Origin of the sequence: Kutzneria buriramensis (genome assembly GCF_003387475.1) — a bacterium.
Lineage (GTDB): Bacteria > Actinomycetota > Actinomycetes > Mycobacteriales > Pseudonocardiaceae > Kutzneria > Kutzneria buriramensis.
Map to the genome: position 1 here is coordinate 391,916 of NZ_QUNO01000005.1, position 18,114 is coordinate 410,029.

Sequence of the window (18,114 nt, forward strand, 5' to 3'; positions counted from 1 at the left end):
TACCCGCCAGCCACAACCCCCATCACGGCGAAAAGAGGATTTCTCGAATTTGCCCGTGTCTACCACCCGGTAGCCCGTGTTCGAGGCGTTTGCGAGCCACCGCGCCTGAGCAGGCCGGACTCAGTCGGTCCGGGCTTCGGCGGCGGCCCGGGTGGCCGCCACGTCGCACTTGCCGTTGGCGGAAAGCACGATCTCGGGCACCAGCCGCACCCGCTCCGGCACCAGCGCCTCGGGCAGCGCGGCCGCCAGCACCGCGCGCACCTCCGCGGCCAGGTCGCGGTCACCCGTGTCGGCGGCGACCACAAAGGCATCCACGGTGTCCACCACGTCACGCACGATGTCGAAGGCCACCGCCGCCACCCCGGGCACCCGCAGCACGTGGTGGCGCAACTCGTCCAGCTCGATCCGGTAGCCGTTGACCTTGACCTGGTCGTCCAGCCGGCCGAGGTGCACCAGGCCGTGTCCGGGCACGTGCCGGACCAGGTCGCCGGTGCGGTATGCCCGGCCGGCGCCGCCGCCGAGCTCGCGCTCGTCGAGAAAGCCGCCGGTCGCGCCGCCGAGATAACCGGCGGCCACGGCCCGCCCGGCCACCACCAGCTCGCCGGGCTCGCCGGGCCGGGTCGGCCGCAACTGGTCGTCGAGCACGTATCCCCTGGTGTTCCAGACCGGCAGCCCGATGGGCACCGTCGGCAGGTCCGGCGCCGAGTGACGGTCGAAGCGATAGCCGAAGCAGCCGATCGTGGTCTCGGTCGGCCCGTAGTGATTGACCAGCCGCACCCCGTCCAACCGGTCGCCGATCGACCGGATCAGGCCGGCGTCCAGCGCCTCGCCGCCGAACATCAGCACCCCGGTCAGCTCACGGTAGGCCGGCGGCGGGGACATCTCCTCGAACAGCCGCGCGTGCGACGGGGTCAGCTTCAGCACCGAGTGGCGCGGGGTCCTGGCCGCGAACAGCGCGTCGCGGTCCCACGCGCCGGCCGCCACGACAACCCGGCCACCATGCGCGAGCGGCACCCACAGCGAGGTCAGCGCCAGGTCGTAGCCGAGGCTGGCGAACAGCGGGCTGCCGTCGCGGGTCCCGCCGACCAGCCAGTCGCACCAGCTCACGTAGTTGACCAGCGAACCGTGTTCGACGATGACCCCCTTCGGCGTGCCCGTCGAACCGGAGGTGAACACCACGTACGCGGGATCGGCGGGATGGGGCTCCGGGTGGCCGGACAGATCCGCCGGCCGGCCGGCCGCTCCCACCTCGGCCGCGTCGACCACGGACAGCGGCCCGGTGTCGCGTGGCAGCCTCGCCGCCCGGCCGTCGTGCACCAGCGCGACCGGGCCGGCGGCGGCGAGGACCGCGGCGATCCGCGCCGCCGGATGCGCCGGGTCCACCGGCACGTACGCCGCCCGCAGTCGCATCACGGCCAGCGCGGCGGCGATCACCGTCGGACTGCGCTCGGCCCACAGCGCGACCCGGTCGCCGGCTCGCACGCCGGCGTCGAGCAGGGCGGCGGCGATCCGCTCGGCCCGCGTCCACAGCTGGCCGTAGGTCCAGCGGCCGCCGGCGAATTCCACGGCGACGCGGCCCGGCTCGTACGCGGCCTGTCCGCGTATCAGTGCGACCAGCGATTCAGCGGCGAGCGGTCGTTGTTCGGAAATAATCGGATACGCGAAGTCAGCGTGCGGGATCATCTCGTTTCCCATTCTTATCCGTTTCCGGCGGCCGGAGCCGCCGATTCGGCGGATCCGGGGTCGGTCAGTCGGCGGCCGCGTCGACGGGCCGCGCGCGCAGGCAGAGTCCGGCCGGCACGAGCGTGGTGGCCATGGTCAGCGCCACCGCCACCACGATGATCACGACGTAGATCGCCGGCGAGCCCGACGGCCACGGACTGCCGCTGAGCGCCAGGCCGAAGGGCACCAGGGTCGCGGCGGCCACGGCGGTGCCCAGCAGCACGCCGGCGACCGCGATCACACCGGCCTCCACCGCCATCATGCGCAGCACCTGGGGACTGGTGAAGCCGGTCAGCCGTTGCAGCGCGAACTCCCGGCGACGCTCGGCGGTGGCCACGACGGTGGTGTTCACCAGTGAGATCAGCGCGTAGCCGACGATCATCGCGGCCATCAGGTAGTTGACCCAGGCGCCGGTCTGCTGCTGCTCGGCGAAGGACGCGGTGATCGCGGCCCGGTCGGCGACCTGCACGCCGGGCTGGCGCGCCACCAGCTCGTCGAGTCGGGCGACCACCTGCGCCGGCTCGGTTCCGGGCGCCGCCCGGACCAGGATCCGGGTCGCCAGGCCGGCGGTGGTGTGCGCGACCAGCAGCGGCTCGGGCACCAGCGCGGTGGGAAAGCCCTTGGCCGTGGGGAAAAGCGCGACGACCTTGAGCCGGTGGGCGCTGCCGTCGCCCAGCTGCATCGTGACGGTGTCGCCCAGCCCGGCTTTCACCTGTCGGGCCTGGTCCTCAGGCAGGGCAACGGAATCACCACGCAGCGCGGTGAGCGTGCCGCCGGACGGCGTGAACGCGGTGAGCTCCGCCGCCGCGTCGGCGTCGACGCCCTGCACGGGAATCTCGTTCACGCTCAACCGCTTCGTCCTGCTGCCCGGATCCATGGGCCGGTCGAGGTAGCCCGTGCTGGTGACGAACGCCGACGCCGCGCCGACGCCCGGCGTGCCGGCGATCCGGCCCACGAGCTCCGGCGGGAAGCCGCCGGCGGTGGAGGTCACCACCGCGTCGGCCCGCAGGCTCTCCGCGTAGACCCGTTGGGCCACCGCCGTCGACGACGTCTGGAGGTAGATCAGCGCGATGGCCAGGCCGGTTGCGAGCATGACCGGCGTGACGGCCCCCGCCACGCGGATCCGTCCGGTCCGGGAGTTGACGGCGGCGAGGTGACCGGGCAGTCCGAACATGCCGCGGGCCAACGGAAGCAGCACGGCCAGCACGACCCGCGTGACCCCGGGCGCGAGCAGGGCGACGCCGGCCGCCCACAGCATCGCCGACGGCCCCGCGGTGCTCGCCGCCACCGACCCGGTCATCACGAGCGCGGTGACCAGCGCGAGCGCGGTCGCCCCGGCCAGGGTGAGCACCGCGAACACCAGGCGCGTCGGGCTGAGCCAGCGGCGTGGCAGTTCCGCCTCGGACAGCGCCTCGACCGGCCGGGCCAGCGCGGAGCCCCGCGCCGCCACCGCTGTGGCGACAAACGCCGTGCCCAGGCCGATGGCCGCCGAACTGACCGTCGGAATCCAGTGCTGCTCGTACACGATCAGCGGCGACACGACGCCTGCGGCGGCGAGCCGGCCGAGCAGCCAACTGCCGAGCAGACTGCCCGGCACCGCCGCCAGGGCCACCGCGAGCACCCCGACGGCCATGCTCTCGCCGAGCAGCATCCTGCGCAGCTGGCGCGGAGTGACGCCGATCGCCCGCAGCAGAGCCAGTTCCCGCCGGCGTTGCCGGAGCAGCAGGGCCAGCGTGCTGCCGACGACGAACACCGTGACCAGCGCGGCGATGCCGCCGGTGACCGCGGCGACCGGGATGAGGCGGCCGCCGGCCGAGAGGACCTCGGGGAACTCGGCCGTGCCCCGGTCGTCGCCGAGCAGGACCACGGCCGGCGTGTCCACGAGGGCGCGCTCGATGTCGTCGCCGACGTGCGCGGGATCCGCGCCCGGGGCGAGGAACACCCCGAACGAGTCCACAACTCCCGGTGGGCCGAAGAGCGTGGCCGCCTCGCCGTCGTCGAAGAACATCGCCGTGGCCTCGACCGCGCCGGCGGCGACACCGGACACGCGGAACTGTTGCCGCGCACCGCGCACGAGCAGGGAGACGTCATCGCCGACGGAACTGTTGAGCCGGGTCGCCAGCGCCTGATCGAGCACGACCTGATCGCTGCCGGTCGGCGCGACGCCACGGACCAGTCGGTACGGCGCGAGCGCGGCGGAACTCCAGCCGTGGCCGACGGTCTGCGCGCCGACCGTGCCGTAGCGGGTCATGGCGGCCACCGGGAAGGAGACGTCGGGGTGCACCGCCGTCACACCGGCGACCGCCCGAACCCGTACGGCGGCGTCAGCGGCCAGCCGGGCTCGTTCCGGCAATGTCTTGTTGCGGCTGGGATTGCTCTGGTCCGCGGTGACGATGACCGGCGCGGCGGCCAGCCGCTGCGGGTGCACGGTGGTGCGGATGCCGGTCTCCAGCAGCCCGCCGCAGGCCATCACGATCACGGCGCCGAACAGCAGCGCGACGAACGAGGCCAGGAAGCCGGCCTTGCGCAGCCGCAGCGTCTGCAGCACGAGCCGGAACATCAGAGCACCCGCCCCGTGAACCGGCCGGCCGAGACCGGCTCGCCCCACGCGCCCAGCCGGGTCATGCGTTCGGCGACGGCGATCGGCGTCGGCTGGTGCACCTCGCTGATCACCTGGCCGTCGGCGAGGAACACCACGCGGTCGGCATGCGCGGCCACCACCGGGTCGTGCGTGACCACAACGGCGGTCTGGCCGGCGCCGCGTACCGCCCGCCCGAGCAGCTCCAGCACGTCGCGAGCGGTGTGCGTGTCCAGGGCGCCGGTCGGCTCGTCACCGAAGATCACCGCCGGCCGCGTGATCAGCGCCCGGGCGATGGCGACCCGCTGCTGCTGGCCGCCGGACAGCTGGGCCGGCCGGTGGTCGGCGCGGTCGGCGAGGCCGACCTGCTCGACGGCCTCGCGGACCCGCCGGGGCTCCGGCGCGCGGCCGGCCAGCCGCAGCGGCAGGGCGACGTTCTCCAGCACGGTCAGCGCCGGCAACAGGTTGAACGACTGGAAGACGAAGCCGATCCGGTCCCGGCGCAGCTCGGTGAGCTGCCGTTCGGTGAGCCCGGTGAGTTCCTCCCCGTCCAGCACGACGGATCCGGCCGTCGGCCGGTCCAGTCCCGCGGCGCAGTGCAGGAACGTGCTCTTGCCGGATCCGGACGGTCCCATCACGGCCGTGAAGGTGCCGCGACGGAACCCGATCGTGACCCCGTCCAGCGCGGTCACGCCCGCGCGACCGCCGTAGACCTTGCTGACCGCGCTGAGGCTGACCACGTCCGCGCCGCCGCGCGTCGACTCCTGGCGCATCGATCCCCCCTGAACTAGCACCTGATAGAAAACTCTGACAGGTGGTAGTTCACGGAGTCAAGTGGGGGCGGCGGCCTCAGGGCCCGGCGGTCACTCCGCCAGACTGGCCGACCGACTCGGGCACTCCTGCTTCTCCACCATCTTCTCGGCGCTCTCGTTGGCCTCTTCGGCGTGCTGGTCGGCCTCGTGGCTCTGCCGGCCCAACTCGGTCCGGCCGGCCGGGAACCCGTCGTGCTCCTCGCCGGTGGTGAACTGCGGTCATGGACACCACTCCGCGCGTTCTGGAGAAATTGTGCGTCGAACTTCGTCGCCGGTCACATGACGTCCGGACTGCTTCCAATAGGGCACGCCGTGGGCAGCGGATGCCGCCCACGGCGATGGATTGCGCAGTCTCAGATTCCGGGGCCGTTGGGGCCCACGAGCGACCAACCCGACCACGGCGCAGAACCGCCGGGCGTCTGGGACTTCTGATAGACGCCGCCCGGGTTTGAACCCAGGACAACCAGGGTGCCGTTCTGATCGGCGCCGACGGCGACATCGGTACCGCCACCACCGAAATCGGTCTCCCAGTTGGACCAACCACCATCGGACGCGGTCTGATAGACGTGCTGCGCCACCGATCCGTTGATCGCGAACACCTCGATGCGGCCGTCAGGAGCGTTGGCAGCGGCCAGGCGAGCGTTCCCCGGACCGGAGTGACCGCCGGCATCGGTCATCTCCGACCACCCGGACCAATGACTCGGGTCATCCGAGTTGTACTTGTGCCAAATACCGCCGCCGTTGGACGCGACCACCTCGAGCCGACCCGACTTGTTCCTGCCGACGGCGATGTCATAACCACCACCACCGAAGTTCGCCTCCCAGTTCGACCAGCCGCCGTCGGTCGCGGTCTGATAAACGTGCTCGAACACACCGTCGTTGATCGCGAACACCTCGATCCGACCGTCCCCGGAGGTGGTGGCCACCAAGCGGGAATTCCCCGGGCCGGAGTTGCCCGTCGGATCGGTCATCGGCGACCAGCCCGACCAGTAACCGGGCGTCTCGGGCGACTGATACTTGTGCCACACACCGCCGCCGTTGGACGCGACCACCTCGAGCCGACCCGACTTGTTCCTGCCGACGGCGATGTCATAACCACCACCGCCGAAACTGGTCTCCCAATTCGACCAGCCACCATTGACCGCGACCTGATACAGATGCTCCGCCACATCATTGTTGATCGCGAACAACTCCAGCCGACCGTCACCCGCCGGCGCAATAGCCAGATGCGCCCCACCGGGACCACCGATCGCCGCCCACGGCGCCCACGGACCATTCACCGAGGTCTGATACGTGTGATAGATCTGGTCACCGCCACTCGCGAACGCCTCCAGTCGACCGTCCGCCGACGCCGCGGTCACCATACGATGCCCGGCAATGGTCGGCGCCGGGCCGTCGTCCCGGATGTTCTTGTAGCGGTAGGCGATGTAGCTGTTGTTGGGATGCCCGTCGAGACTGCCATTGTTGATGTTGGTATGCAGATGCCTGACGGGAGTGCTGCCGAAGGAGTAGTAGCTGAAGTTCCCATTGCCGTCGTCCCAGTGGTCGAACAGGAACGTGTGACCGTCTCCGGGGTAGATTCCAGCGGATCTGTCGAGGAAGTCGCCGGGTTTGAGATCCGCCCGGTCGATCTGAACGGCGTAGCCCGGCAATCCTTCGGTATTGGGATCGGCGGCGAGATGCAGCGCCATGGAGACGTAGCCGGAACAGTCGTGTCGGTAGGTTCCGTCACCGCCGGGACCCGCGGACGTGACGTTCGGGTCATAAGGGCCGGGCTGGTTGTCGACCCAGTACTGAGCGCGGCTGATGACCTCGGATCGGGTGATCGGGCCGCCGAGGGTCGATGCCGCATGCGCCGCCGTAGGCGCCACAACGGACGCCCCGGCCAGCAACAATTCCAGCACCGGCAGCGTGGCGAGCAGGTTTCGTAACTTCATTTGTCTCCCCCTTCGTGAACTGAACGGGGCAGACGCTAACCACGGCCACTCACAGAAAACTCAGAAGAATCTGGTAGCTCTCCCAGCCGTGCGGTCAGCGACCGAGAGGTGCCGAACTACGCCGATCGGCGTAGTGCCTGCCGGGCACTCGACGAACCGGCTGTAACGGTCGAAACGCTGAGCGCGACGAACCTTCCGAACGCTATAACTTCTGGCAGGGTTGTGACTCTGGGGGAGGACTCCGGACCGGCTTCCGGCGTCCTGGTTGGAGCCGCTGTGGACGTGTGTGTGCTCGGTCCTGTCGAGGTCGTGCTGGCGGGGACCGCGGTGCCGCTCGGCGGGCCCAAACCGAGGACACTGCTGGCGCTGCTCGCCGTCCACGCCGGCACCGTGGTCACGACCGACCAGATCGTGGACGCGCTGTGGTGGGATAGCCCGCCCGCCAAGGTTCGCGCCTCGATCCACACCCAGGTGTCGGCGTTGCGCCGCGTTGTCGGCCCGGACATCCTGGTACGCAAGGCAAGCGGCTATCTGCTGTGCACCGAGCGCGCCTCCGTAGACCTCAGCCGGGCGCGCGAGTTGGCGGTGGCCGGGCGGGAACTGGCCGCGAGGGGGCAGCACGACGAGGCGCTCGCCCGACTGCGCACCGCCCTCACGTTGTGGCGCGGCGACACCGCGCTGGACGGCGCGACCGGCGACTGGGTCGACGTGGAACGCGCCCGGATCGCCGAATTCCGCCTGGACATCCAGGAGGCCCTGCTCGACGCGGCGCTGGCGACGGGCACCGACAGCATGCCCGTCGACGAGCTGACGGCGCTGGTCGAACGGAACCCGCTCCGGGAACGGCTGCGCGGCCAGCTGATCCGCACCCTGGCGCTGCTCGGGCCGGCCCGCCGAGGCGCTGTCCTGCTACCAGGCCGGCAGCCAGGTGCTCGCGGACGAACTGGGCGTGGAGCCCGGCGCCGAGCTACAGGCGATCCGGCGGCAGGTGCTGTCCGGTCCGCCCGCGCCGGAGGTCGAGCCGGTCGCCGCCCCGGTCGTGCCGCGCCAACTGCCGGTGGACATCGCGGATTTCACCGGACGGGCCGACGAGCTGGCCCGCATCGCGGCCAGCACGGCCCCGATCGTCGCGCTGGCGGGCAAACCCGGAGCCGGCAAGAGCGCCCTGGCCATCCACAGCGGACTGCGGCTGCGCGCCAGATTCGCCGACGGCGAGCTGTACGTCGATCTGCGCGGCAGCGACAGCACACCACGGCAGTCGATCGAGGTGCTCGGCCAGTTCCTGCGCGCGCTCGGCGTCGGCGAGTCCGCCGTGCCGGACACACTGGACGAGCGCGCGGCGCTGTACCGCAGCCTGCTGGCCGACCGGACCTTGCTGGTGCTGCTGGACAACGCCGCCGACGAGCCGCAGGTGCGACCGCTGTTGCCGAGCGGGCCGAACTGCCTGTGCCTGATCACCAGCCGATCCCGACTGTCGGCGCTGGCCGGCGCCGACCACATCGACGTGCACACGCTGTCCGAACCGGACGCGCTCGACCTGCTGGCCCGGCTCGTGGGCGGCGGCCGAACCACCCGAGAATCCGAGCAGGCCGCCGAGATCGTGCGCCTGTGCGGGCGGCTGCCGCTGGCCGTGCGGGTGGCCGGCGCGCGGCTGGCGGCACGGCCCGACTGGCCGCTGGCTCGGCTGGCCGAGCGGCTGGGTGAACAGCGGCGCGTGCTCAACGAGCTGCGCGTCGGCGACCTGGAGGTGCGCGGCAGCCTGAACCTCAGCTACCAGGCGCTGCCCGAGCGCGAACGGCTTGCGCTGCGCCGGCTGGGCTGGCTCGGCACACCGGACTTCTCGGTCTGGCTGCTCGCGGTGCTGACCGGCGCCACGGTCCCGGACGCGGAAGACATCGCCGAAAGCCTGGTCGATGCCCAGCTCGTGGACATCACCGCCAGGGACGGCGTGGGCGGTGGCAGGTATCGGTTGCACGACCTGACCAGGGTGTTCGCCTGGGAACGCGCCGAGGACGAGGAAGGCTCCGCAGATCTGGTCGCCGCCGTGGCGCAGGTGGCCGAGTGCGGCATGGGACTGGTGAATCACGCCTCGGGCGGGACTCCGGTGCGGTTGCTGAGCTCCGTCCTCTCCACCGGGTTCCGCCTCGACGTCAGCGACTACGTGTCCGAGGCGCCGCCGCTGGCCTGGTTCGATGCCGAACAGGCGGCGCTGGTGCACGTCGTCGAACGAGCCAGCGAACTCCACCTCGCCGGCGTCGCCGCCCGCCTGGCCACCGCGCTGTGCTCGTCGTCGTTCGCCATCAGCAACCACTTCACGCAGTGGTGGCGCACGCACACCGCGGCACTGCAGGCCGCTCGCCGCGCTGATGACGTGGCCAGCCAGGGCCTGCTGTTGGTCGGATTGGGCTGGCTGCGTAGCGAGCAGGACCGGCTGGATGAGGCCATCGACTACTACGACCAGGCGCTCGCGGCATTCGAGCAGGTCCACGACGAGCGCGGCAGCATGGCCACCCAGCTCATGCTCAGCAGCGCGCAGCGCGAACTGGGCCGGCTCACAGCGGCGCTGCGGACCATCGAACAGGCATGGCCGGCGTTGATGACGGCGACCGACCCGGAGGCGATTCCCCGCGCGCATCACATCCGGGGCACGATTCTGACCGAACTCGGCCGGCTGCCGGAGGCGCTGCGGTTCTGCGACCAGGCCGTCGCGGCGTATGACGCCATCGGCGATCTGCACGGGGTGGCGCTGGCCCTGCGGTCGACGGGCATCGTTCACCGGGCAGCCGACCGGCTCGATCAGGCCGCCACGTGCTGCGAACGCGCGTTGGCCATACTGCGGCCCATCGACGATCACCTGATGACGGCGTATGCCGTGCAGGCGTTGGCGAAAGTCCGGATCCGCCAGGGCACCGGATGGGACATGCGCGAATCGCTCACGCAGGCGCACCGCACCTGTCACGACATGCAGGACGGCTTCGGTCAGGCACTGATGCTGCGCACGCTCGGCGAGCTCGAGCTGGCCGTCGGCCGACCCGCGAACGCCGTGGAGCATCTGGAGAACTCGATGCGATGGTGGACCGCGCTGTCGCTGCCGCTGTGGCACGCCCGTTGCCAGCGCGACCTCGCGCATGCTCTGCGCGCGCTGGGTCGCGACGGCGAGGCCGACCTGGTGCACGCCGAGGCGATGGCGGTGTTCCTGCGCCACGAGAGCCGTGAGGCGCGGGAGGAACCCAAGGCCCGCAAGCCTTTCCCGGCGCCGCTGAGAGATTCTGCCCAGTTCCTGTGAGCCTCAGTCGCCGCGGAGTACCGAGGGTAGCTGCGTGCGGTCGGTGACGCCGAGTTTGGCGGTGGCGCGGTAGAGGTGGCCTTCGACGGTCCGAACGGAGACGAGCAGGCGGCTGGCGATGTCGCGGTTGGAGAGCCCGTCGGCGGCGAGGGTGACGATCTCGCGTTCGCGGGTGGTTAGCGGGAGGGGGTGAAGGGCGGCGAGGAGGGCAGGGGTGCGGGCGCCTTCGCAGAGGGCGGCGAGGCGAGTGGCGCGGGAGACGGCGGCCTGGGCGGGGCCGCGGCGGCCGGTGTGGGAGTGGGAAATGGCGGATTGGGCGGCGGCGTCGGCGGCGGCTAGCAGGTCGCCGAACTGTTCGTACGAAACGGAGGCGGCGTGGAGGGCCTCGGCGTCGTCGGCGGCTAGGGCGGCGGCGTGGGAGGCGGCGGCCTGGACGCGGGGGCCGCAGACGTGAGGGCCGCCGACTTGGGAGGAGAGGACGAGCAGGCGCTCGGCTACGGTGCGGTCGCCCAGGCGGGCGGCGGACTGGAGGGCGAGGACCTCGATGGCGTGCTGGCCGTTGAGGGCGGCGCGGTTGGCGGCCGCACGGGCGTGGGTGATGGCCTGGCTGACGGAGCCTTCGGCGGCGGCGAGGGCGGCGCGGGCCAGGGAGGCTTCGGGGTGGAGGAACTCCCAGCCGGGATGGTGGATGTCGCCGAGACGGGACAAGGCCTCACGGGCGGCGGGGACGTCGCCGGCGGAGGCATGGGCGCTGACGAGGGCGACGAGGCAGAGCTCCTCGAAGCCGGAGGTGTCGAAGGGCGACAAGCCCGTCCGGGCCTCGCGCAGCTCACGGATGGCGGTCCGGAGGCGGCCGGTGGCGAGCGCGGCGCGGCCGGCGAGAACGGTGCCGTAAAGCTGAGGCGCACCAGGGATGTCGGCGCCGCGACGGCGTAGCTCCCCGGCTACCTGGGTGGCCTCCGGAAGGTAACCGGCGAGTTGGAGCGCGAGGGTGTGCCAGAAGCCGAGTCCGAAGGACGGCACGGCTGCGTCGGCGGAGGCTCCTACGGCGTAGGCACGGGCGGCGGCATCGCCGATCTGGTCGGCAAGGCCTTGCACACCGAGCCCGCCGACGAGACCGAAGCTGGCCATGACAAAGGCGGGCGGGGGCAGCACACCGGAACCGAGGGCCTCGGTGGCGCGCTGGACGGCCAGCGCCGGCCGTCCGAGATGGACGTAGAAAGCGGCGCGCAACCCGGTCAGCAGAGCGCGAAGGTTGTCGTCGGTGATCGCGGCGTCGGCCTCGTCCAAGGCGGCCAGCGCCTCCTCGGGCCGCTGGGTGGTGTAGAAAAGGTTGGCAGCACGGGGAAATCCCGCCCGGACGCGGTCGAGGTCGCACGCCGCCGTGGACCGTTGGCATACCGGGCTCCTCCGCGACAAGGCGGGCCGCAACGCCGTCACGTACGGCACCAGCCGGCCGTCCGCACTCGAGTCGGCGCTCGGCGTTCAAGCCGACGCCGGCGACACGTGGCGGTACGCGATCGCCAGGGCGCAGGGCTGGTTCGCCGGCGACATGGAGTGGGTGTGGTGGCACGTGCTACCGATTGGGGACGAGACATGAGTGGCGAATTCGGCTCCGGGGCCGCCGACAAGGCGAAGACACCGAAGCCGCCCGACAAGCCGCCGGTGCCGCCGGACGCACAGAAGTCGCAGCACGACGCGACACGTCCCGCCAACCAGACCGCGCAGCCGGACGGCAAGGGAGGAAAGGACAATCACGCCCCGACCGGGCCACCGGGCGGCAAGCCCCCGGAGGTCGGAGGACCCAAGGGCGACACGGGATCCCACCAGTCCGGCGACACGCATCGGTCGGGCGACGGACCCGTCAAGATCAACGAGGTGCCCGGCCCCAAGACCGCGGACGGTCCGCGCCACGGTGGCGACCAGCCGCCGGGCCCGCGCCTGTCGACCAACTTCGCCGAGTGGAAGGCGCAGTTCGAGGCCCGTTCGACCCCGCACCCGGAAACCGCGATGGTGCCCGCTACCGATATCAAGCACCGGGTGGATCTGCCACCCATCGGATTCACCCACACGCTGGACCTCGACAAGAACTACCGCGACAACAACGGCAATCTCGACTGGACCAAGGTGCGGGCGGCACTCACCCGCATCGTGAAGACGGACGTCGGCTTCGCGCAGCCGGAGCACCGGCGACCGGGCCATCCGCCGCCCGGCGGGTACGGGAGTCGAGAGCTGCGCGTCCAGCCGGTGGACATCAAGCTGCATCTCGTGGACACGAAGTCGGACACCGAGGTCGTGCAGGTGCGGGCGGCGTTCCGGGAGGTGGCCAAGGCGGCCACGAAATGGGACGTGCGCACCCATGTCGACGGCCCGCATCCGCCTCGGCCCGATCCCCCGGGTCCGAAGACCCGGCCGGAGCCCGGGCCCGGCCCGCGCATCCCCCGCCCGGCACGGACCATCCACAGCCCCGGCGCGAGCACGTGGAGATTCACCAGCCGGGCCAGGCGCCGCGGCAGGTGCCGCCGGTGCGGCAGATGCCGCCCGTGCAGCCGCATCCCCCGTGGAGGTGATCGTCGTGAACGAATTCGGGCCGTTGCCGCCGGACTTCAAGGTGCTGCCGGCGGCGAAGGAGGTGTCGCCGGAGATCGCCGAGTGGCGGACGAAGTTCGGCCTGGACATCCGGCCGGCGGCGGCCGAGCATCCGGCGCCGCGTCCCGCCGCGAACGACCACCGGACGGCGACGGAACGCGCGCTGGACACCAAGCTGCCGATCGGGACCGTGAACCGGGAGGCGTTCGAGCGGTCGCCGGTCCGCGAATACGAGAAGTTCCTTGTGCAGCAGGGGTTCCCGGCCAAGCAGATGGACGCGCTCCGGGCGCAGCTGCGGCACGACCCGGATCTGTGCAACGGCCCCGGCGGCACGAAGGCCGACCGGGAGCTGCTGCACGACTTCGCGCGGGTAGGCACCGTACCGTTCGAACGGTACGTCATGCCCAAGACTGCGGAGGTCGACGCGCTCGTGCACAAGGCGGTCGGCAAGCAGCCGGGCGAGTACGTCTCGCAGGACGACCTGGACGGTCTGCTGAAGACGATCGCCGACAACCCGAACGTGTTGCTGCGCAAGGGGTTGAGCGACGCCGAGGTGAATCGCGTCCGCGGCTATCCGGTACGCGACACCGGGCGGGTGCCGCGCGCCGACGTCGTCAACCCGGTCTACACCAGCGACGGATTCGAGAACGCGAACGCCGACGACGCGGTCTGGCACGACCGGATGCGCATGATCAAGGCGACCGGCGAATCCCCGCTGAGCACGGGTGTGGCGCGCTGGACGAAGGCCGACCTGGAGCATGTCGAACATGTCGGCGAACTCGCCCAGACCGTCTACGAGGCGCTGCACCTGTTCCAGGAGGCGAATGAGAAGGCGCGCGAGGGAATCGCCACCGCCGAACGGCCGGCGAGGAAGTACGTCGGCGCGGCCCCGGCTGACACCGGGGCCGCCGCTCACTCCGCCAGGCTGCCCGACCGACTCGGGTACTCCTGCTTCTCCACCATCTTCTCGGCGCTCTCGTTGGCCTCTTCGGTGTGATCCTTGGCCTCGTGGCTCTGCCGGCCCGCCTCGGTCAGCCCGGCCGGGAACTTGTCGCCGTCCTCGCCGGTGGTGAACTGCTCCCTGAGCCCGTCCTTGATGGTGTCCTTGGCGAAGTCGCCGAGGGACTGCCCCTCGTCGACCGACTTCACGACGCTCTCGCCGGCCTTGCCGCGGATGAACTTGTTGGCGTCCTTGCCGAACTGCTCGCCGGCCTCCTTCCACGCCGGCTTGGCCGCCTTGACCTTGCCGGCGAGCTGGCCGGCGTCCTTGGCGAAGGACTTCATCTTCAGCGCCAGCGACTCGATGGCATGGCCGAGCTTGCCGAACTTGTTGGCCAGCTGCGCGAGATCGTTGAGGACCTTGGAGATCCGCGACGCGCACTTGCCGGCGACGATGCTGCCCTCGGCGACCGCGTCGGCGATGAACGCGGCGATGGTGCCGCCGAACGTGCACCAGGACGCGGCCAGCGCGATGATGGCCCGCTCGATCATCTTGCCGATGAAGGTGGAGACCAGGTCGCGGATGATGCCCCGCTCGGTGCCGACGAGCACGCCGCCGAGCGTGATGCCGCCGGCCGCGCCGTCGGCGGCCTCGGAGAACGCGGACAGCGCCTCGGCCAGTTCCTTGCCCTTGGCCCGGTAGCTCTCGGCGGCGCCGCTCTTCCACTGTGGAATGTCGGACTCGATGGACTTCAGGTAGTCCTCGCCGATCTTCTTCATCTCGGCGCCGATGTTGGTCCAGGTGGCGGCCTGGGCGGCGATCTCGCCCGGGTTGCCGGCCAGCAGGTCCAGCGGCTTGCGCAGGAACTCCACGTGCTCGATCAGCCAGCCGATGCCGGCCGACAGCAGCGAGCCGAGCGGGTCCTCGACGAAGCCGAGGGTGTCCAGCGCGGACGCCGCGCCGTCCATCGCCATGCCGAGCGCGTCGCCTCCTGCCACGTCCTTGGCCGTGTTGGCGACGTCGGAGAAGATCCCGGAGCCGTCGAAGCCGGAGGTGGGGCTCTCGGCCGGGGCCTCGCCCTTGAGGTCGGGCATCGTCTCGGTCGCCATCACATGCCCCCTTCGATGCCGCCGAACAGGTCGGCGTTGTCGCTGTCGGTCTGCTCGTAGAGGTCGGCGGTGGCGTCCAGGTTCTTGCTGACGTCCCGCACCGCCTCGACGGCCGAGTCCAGGTTCGCGGCCTGCTGCTGCGAGTTCGGCTTGATGAAGGCGGCGAACGCCTGCCCGATCACGCCGAACGTGTCGATGCCGAAATCGATGCCCTTGGCGGTCTGCGCGCAGTTGGCGACCTGGTCGGCGAGCGCGTCCACGTTCTTGGCGTGAGCGTGCAGTTCGGACACTTCGACTTGGATGTCAGACACGTGCGCTCACCTCAGGATCGGACCGTTGTCGTCGTTGTCGTCGTCCCAGGCCGGCCGGGACGGTCGCGCCGGCCGCTGCGGCGGCTGCTGCTGTTGCTGCGGCTGGCCCCACTGCGGCGGCTCGTCCTGGGACGCCTGGTCCTGCGCCTGCGGCTCCTCGGCCGGCGGGATCTGGCTCTCCAGGAAGGACATCGCCTCGCTGTCGCCGATCAGCGGCTTGACCGCCTGCGCCATCTGCTCGGCGACCTTGCGGTGCGCCTCGCGCGAGGTGCGCAGGATGAGCTGCGCGAGCTGAGTCGAGGTCATGTTGTCGGCCTTCGGCGACAGCTGGAGGTCCTGGAGCGCGCCGGTCGGGCCGACGGTCGCCAGCACCGTGCCGTCGGCGCTGCGCGCCGAGCCGGTCGCCGCGTTGACCTGTTCCTTGACCTGCTCGGCGCGGGCGAGGCGGCTCTGGACGTCCTGCTGGTACTCCCGCAGCCACGCGTTCGCGTCCACCCATCCCCCTTTCGTGTCCGGAATGCCGAATCGGCGATCTGGTCGGCTCAGACCACGCCGGGCCCCGGTCGGTTCCCGTATTTGCGAAAATTCATGGGTCCATTGCTTCAGGGCCGCGACCCTACCCGTCGTCCGGCGGGACGGCCCGGCCACCCGATACGGTGAGCGGGCGTCCCCGACCGAGGAGTCAGCATGTGGTGGGTTTCCAAGCCGCCGGCCCCGATCTCGCCGCAGGCGCGGGTCGCGCTGTCCGGGCGGTGGGCCACCGCGAGCGCGCTGCTGTCCCTCGCGTTGATCGTCATCCCTTTTGTCCTGGCCGTCGGCGCCACCTGCCTGCTGGTGCGCGACACCGCCGCCCACGGTCTACAAGGGACGGCGTTCATCGCCGTGCTGGGCGCGTGGGTCCCGGTCGTGGTGCTGCACCGCTCGCTCGCCCGACAGGGCCTGACCAACCCGTCGGCCTGGCTCATCATGGCGCTGATGGCCTGCACGGCGCAGGTCTTCCTCGGCCTGAGCCCGGTGGTGGTGGCCCAGCCGAGTTCGATCTCGATCCCAGTCTATCTCGCCGGGTTCGCCCTGGACGCCGTGGCGGTACTGTTCGCGGGCATCGCCAGGTCGGCGCTGGTGAGCGGAAACCCCACGGACCTGGCGGAGACGCCGTTCACGGTGGTCTGGAAGCTGCGGTCACGTCCCAGGGGGACGGTGGAGGTGCAGAAGGACGTGCTGCGCTGGCGAGTCAGCACCGCCGTGTCCAACAACAGCGCTGCGGCGGCGAGTGGTCGGCTCCCGCTGGGCGGCCTGACCATCGTCCCTTCGTCGATCACGTCAGCGGTGCAGTGGACCACGGCGACATCGCGAACGAGGCAGATCGCCGCGACCACCACCCCGGGGCCGGCGGTTGTCCTGCGCACCGCCGACGGTGATCAACAATTGCCGTTGGACAAATCGGATGAACTCGCCGATTTCTTCCAGCGGCGAGTCGCCTTCTACGGCCAGGCCGCGCCGGAACTGCTTTCCCCGAATCCCGATCGGAAGAAGTGACCCCGCCCCTAGGGTGACAGGCATGGCTCGCCCCTCACCGTTCAAGGGACTCAAGCACGGCCCGACCGCCGACGCTCTGGTCGTCGACTACGAACGGGGGCGGACGACCAAGGCGTGGCTGCTGACGTCGATCGCCGTCGCCTGCACCGTCTTCGCCGTCCTGACGGCCTTCAGCCCGCACGCGTCGGCCACACAGAACCTCGTCGCCTTCGCGCTGGCGCTCACCCTGCCGATGGCCACCGTCGGCCTGCTGGCCACGCTGGTGATCGCGATGGGCGCACCGCAGCGTCAGATCGGCCTCGCCGTCGACGGCGAGGCGGTGTGGTGGCGGAACACCCATGACCACGTGCTCGTCACCGTGCCATGGGGCGATCTCGCCGCGGTGGGGCTGTGCGCGGCGGGCGGTCCCAGCGCCATCGACCTCTTCTTCCTCGGCGAGGTGCCGGAACGGTTGCGGTACAAGGCAATCGAGTCGACGCCGGCCTCGCCGACGCTGCCCACCCGGCGGGTGCGGATCAGCCTGCCGAAGCGACCGGGCGCGGTGGATGCCGTGCAGACGGCGGTGCAGCGACACGCGCCGCAGTTGTGGATCGGCCGTTACGACGCGGACCGGCCGACCGGCGACTCGCCGTTCAGCGGGCTGCTGCCCGGCCCCGGCGCGGACGCCGCCATCCTCGACTTCCGCGCGTCGGCGATGGGCGCGGCGCTCCGCCTGCTCATCCCGCTGGCCCTGGGCGTGTGCGCGCTCGGGTACGTCTTCTTCCCCGCCTCGTTCGCCCACGGCGGCCACGCGGACACCGTCGAGAAGATCATCGCGCTGGTGATCGCGGATCTGCTGTTGTCGGTGTCCGGACTGGCCGGGATGGTGCTGGGCAGCGGCGGCCTGCGGCGCGGCAACGGCATCGCGCTGGACGCGACGGGGTTCTGGCGTCGGGACGCCCGTGGCGACCAGCTCGTGGTCGTGCCGTGGAGCGACCTCGCCGCCGTCGGCCTCGCCGGCGCACGCACCCAGGAGCGGTCGTACCGGCCGGGCGACAACCGGGTCGTGGCCACGTACCTGGAGCTCTACCCGGCGAACAAGAAGCTGGTGCAGCAGTACCCGGCGCTGTCGTCGTACGCGCAGAAGGGCCCGTCGCCGCACTTCCGGATCCCGTTGCCGGCCTACCAGGGCGCGTCGGACAAGGTCGAGGACGCGGTGCGGCGGTTCGCGCCGCGGCTGTGGCTCGGCGAGTACGAGACCGGCAGGCTCAACCCGCTCACCGGCCGGACCGACCCGCCGCGGTGACCGTCCACA

13 protein-coding genes and 1 pseudogene are annotated in these 18,114 nt (G+C 71.2%); 6 read left to right on the plus strand and 8 right to left on the minus strand.

Annotated elements, in window-relative coordinates; all coding sequences use genetic code 11:
* Positions 1-120 precede the first annotated feature (120 nt).
* The 4 genes from BCF44_RS17035 to BCF44_RS17050 form a co-directional block, all read right to left on the minus strand.
* Positions 121-1,683 (minus strand): amino acid adenylation domain-containing protein, encoded by a 1,563-nt coding sequence (locus tag BCF44_RS17035; protein WP_170217577.1) that lies wholly within the window; start codon positions 1,681-1,683, stop codon positions 121-123.
* A gap of 64 nt (positions 1,684-1,747) precedes the next feature.
* Positions 1,748-4,282 carry an ABC transporter permease gene (locus BCF44_RS17040; protein WP_116175504.1) on the minus strand — a complete coding sequence of 845 codons (2,535 nt, stop codon included), beginning with the start codon at positions 4,280-4,282 and terminating at the stop codon, positions 1,748-1,750.
* Positions 4,282-5,073, minus strand: a complete 792-nt coding sequence (locus tag BCF44_RS17045; RefSeq protein ID WP_116175260.1) for an ABC transporter ATP-binding protein — start codon at positions 5,071-5,073, stop codon at positions 4,282-4,284. Before BCF44_RS17045 ends, BCF44_RS17040 begins: the two co-directional genes overlap by 1 nt.
* Before the next feature lie 392 nt (positions 5,074-5,465).
* Positions 5,466-7,049: a PLL family lectin gene (locus BCF44_RS17050; RefSeq protein WP_116175261.1), complete on the minus strand. Its 1,584-nt coding sequence runs from the start codon at positions 7,047-7,049 to the stop codon at positions 5,466-5,468.
* A gap of 390 nt (positions 7,050-7,439) precedes the next feature.
* Here BCF44_RS17050 and BCF44_RS58515 point away from each other — a divergent pair.
* A pseudogene (locus BCF44_RS58515) lies at positions 7,440-7,862 on the plus strand (AfsR/SARP family transcriptional regulator); the annotation flags it as partial.
* A gap of 115 nt (positions 7,863-7,977) precedes the next feature.
* Positions 7,978-10,335, plus strand: a complete 2,358-nt coding sequence (locus BCF44_RS58525; RefSeq protein WP_281283116.1) for an ATP-binding protein — start codon at positions 7,978-7,980, stop codon at positions 10,333-10,335.
* A gap of 3 nt (positions 10,336-10,338) precedes the next feature.
* Here BCF44_RS58525 and BCF44_RS58530 read toward each other — a convergent pair whose 3' ends face one another.
* Complete coding sequence (locus BCF44_RS58530) at positions 10,339-11,625, minus strand: LuxR family transcriptional regulator (RefSeq protein WP_116175262.1); 1,287 nt, start codon at positions 11,623-11,625, stop codon at positions 10,339-10,341.
* 94 nt (positions 11,626-11,719) lie between these two features.
* On the opposite strand from BCF44_RS58530, the gene BCF44_RS17065 reads away from it, so the two are divergent.
* Both BCF44_RS17065 and BCF44_RS17075 read left to right on the plus strand, forming a co-directional pair.
* Positions 11,720-11,935, plus strand: coding sequence for a hypothetical protein (locus tag BCF44_RS17065; RefSeq protein ID WP_116175263.1), 216 nt, complete (start codon positions 11,720-11,722; stop codon positions 11,933-11,935).
* Between the two features lie 975 nt (positions 11,936-12,910).
* The gene (locus BCF44_RS17075) at positions 12,911-13,921 is read left to right on the plus strand and encodes a hypothetical protein (protein ID WP_147328513.1); all 1,011 of its coding nucleotides are present in this window, start codon (positions 12,911-12,913) and stop codon (positions 13,919-13,921) included.
* On the opposite strand, the gene BCF44_RS17080 is transcribed toward BCF44_RS17075, so the two are convergent.
* Genes BCF44_RS17080 through BCF44_RS55500 form a run of 3 tightly spaced genes read right to left on the minus strand, consistent with a single transcriptional unit; the run spans position 13,837 to position 15,779 of the window.
* Positions 13,837-14,973 (minus strand): hypothetical protein, encoded by a 1,137-nt coding sequence (locus tag BCF44_RS17080; protein ID WP_116175266.1) that lies wholly within the window; start codon positions 14,971-14,973, stop codon positions 13,837-13,839. The two genes, BCF44_RS17075 and BCF44_RS17080, sit on opposite strands and share 85 nt — an antisense overlap.
* Positions 14,973-15,284 carry a type VII secretion target gene (locus tag BCF44_RS17085; RefSeq protein WP_116175267.1) on the minus strand — a complete coding sequence of 104 codons (312 nt, stop codon included), beginning with the start codon at positions 15,282-15,284 and terminating at the stop codon, positions 14,973-14,975. Before BCF44_RS17085 ends, BCF44_RS17080 begins: the two co-directional genes overlap by 1 nt.
* 6 nt (positions 15,285-15,290) lie before the next feature.
* Positions 15,291-15,779, minus strand: a complete 489-nt coding sequence (locus BCF44_RS55500) for a YbaB/EbfC family nucleoid-associated protein (RefSeq protein WP_170217578.1) — start codon at positions 15,777-15,779, stop codon at positions 15,291-15,293.
* Positions 15,780-15,971: 192 nt separating this feature from the next.
* On the opposite strand from BCF44_RS55500, the gene BCF44_RS17095 reads away from it, so the two are divergent.
* On the plus strand, positions 15,972-16,820 hold the full coding sequence (locus BCF44_RS17095; RefSeq protein ID WP_170217579.1) for a hypothetical protein: 849 nt from the start codon (positions 15,972-15,974) through the stop codon (positions 16,818-16,820).
* Positions 16,821-16,842: 22 nt separating this feature from the next.
* Positions 16,843-18,105, plus strand: a complete 1,263-nt coding sequence (locus BCF44_RS17100; RefSeq protein WP_116175270.1) for a hypothetical protein — start codon at positions 16,843-16,845, stop codon at positions 18,103-18,105.
* Positions 18,106-18,114 lie beyond the last annotated feature (9 nt).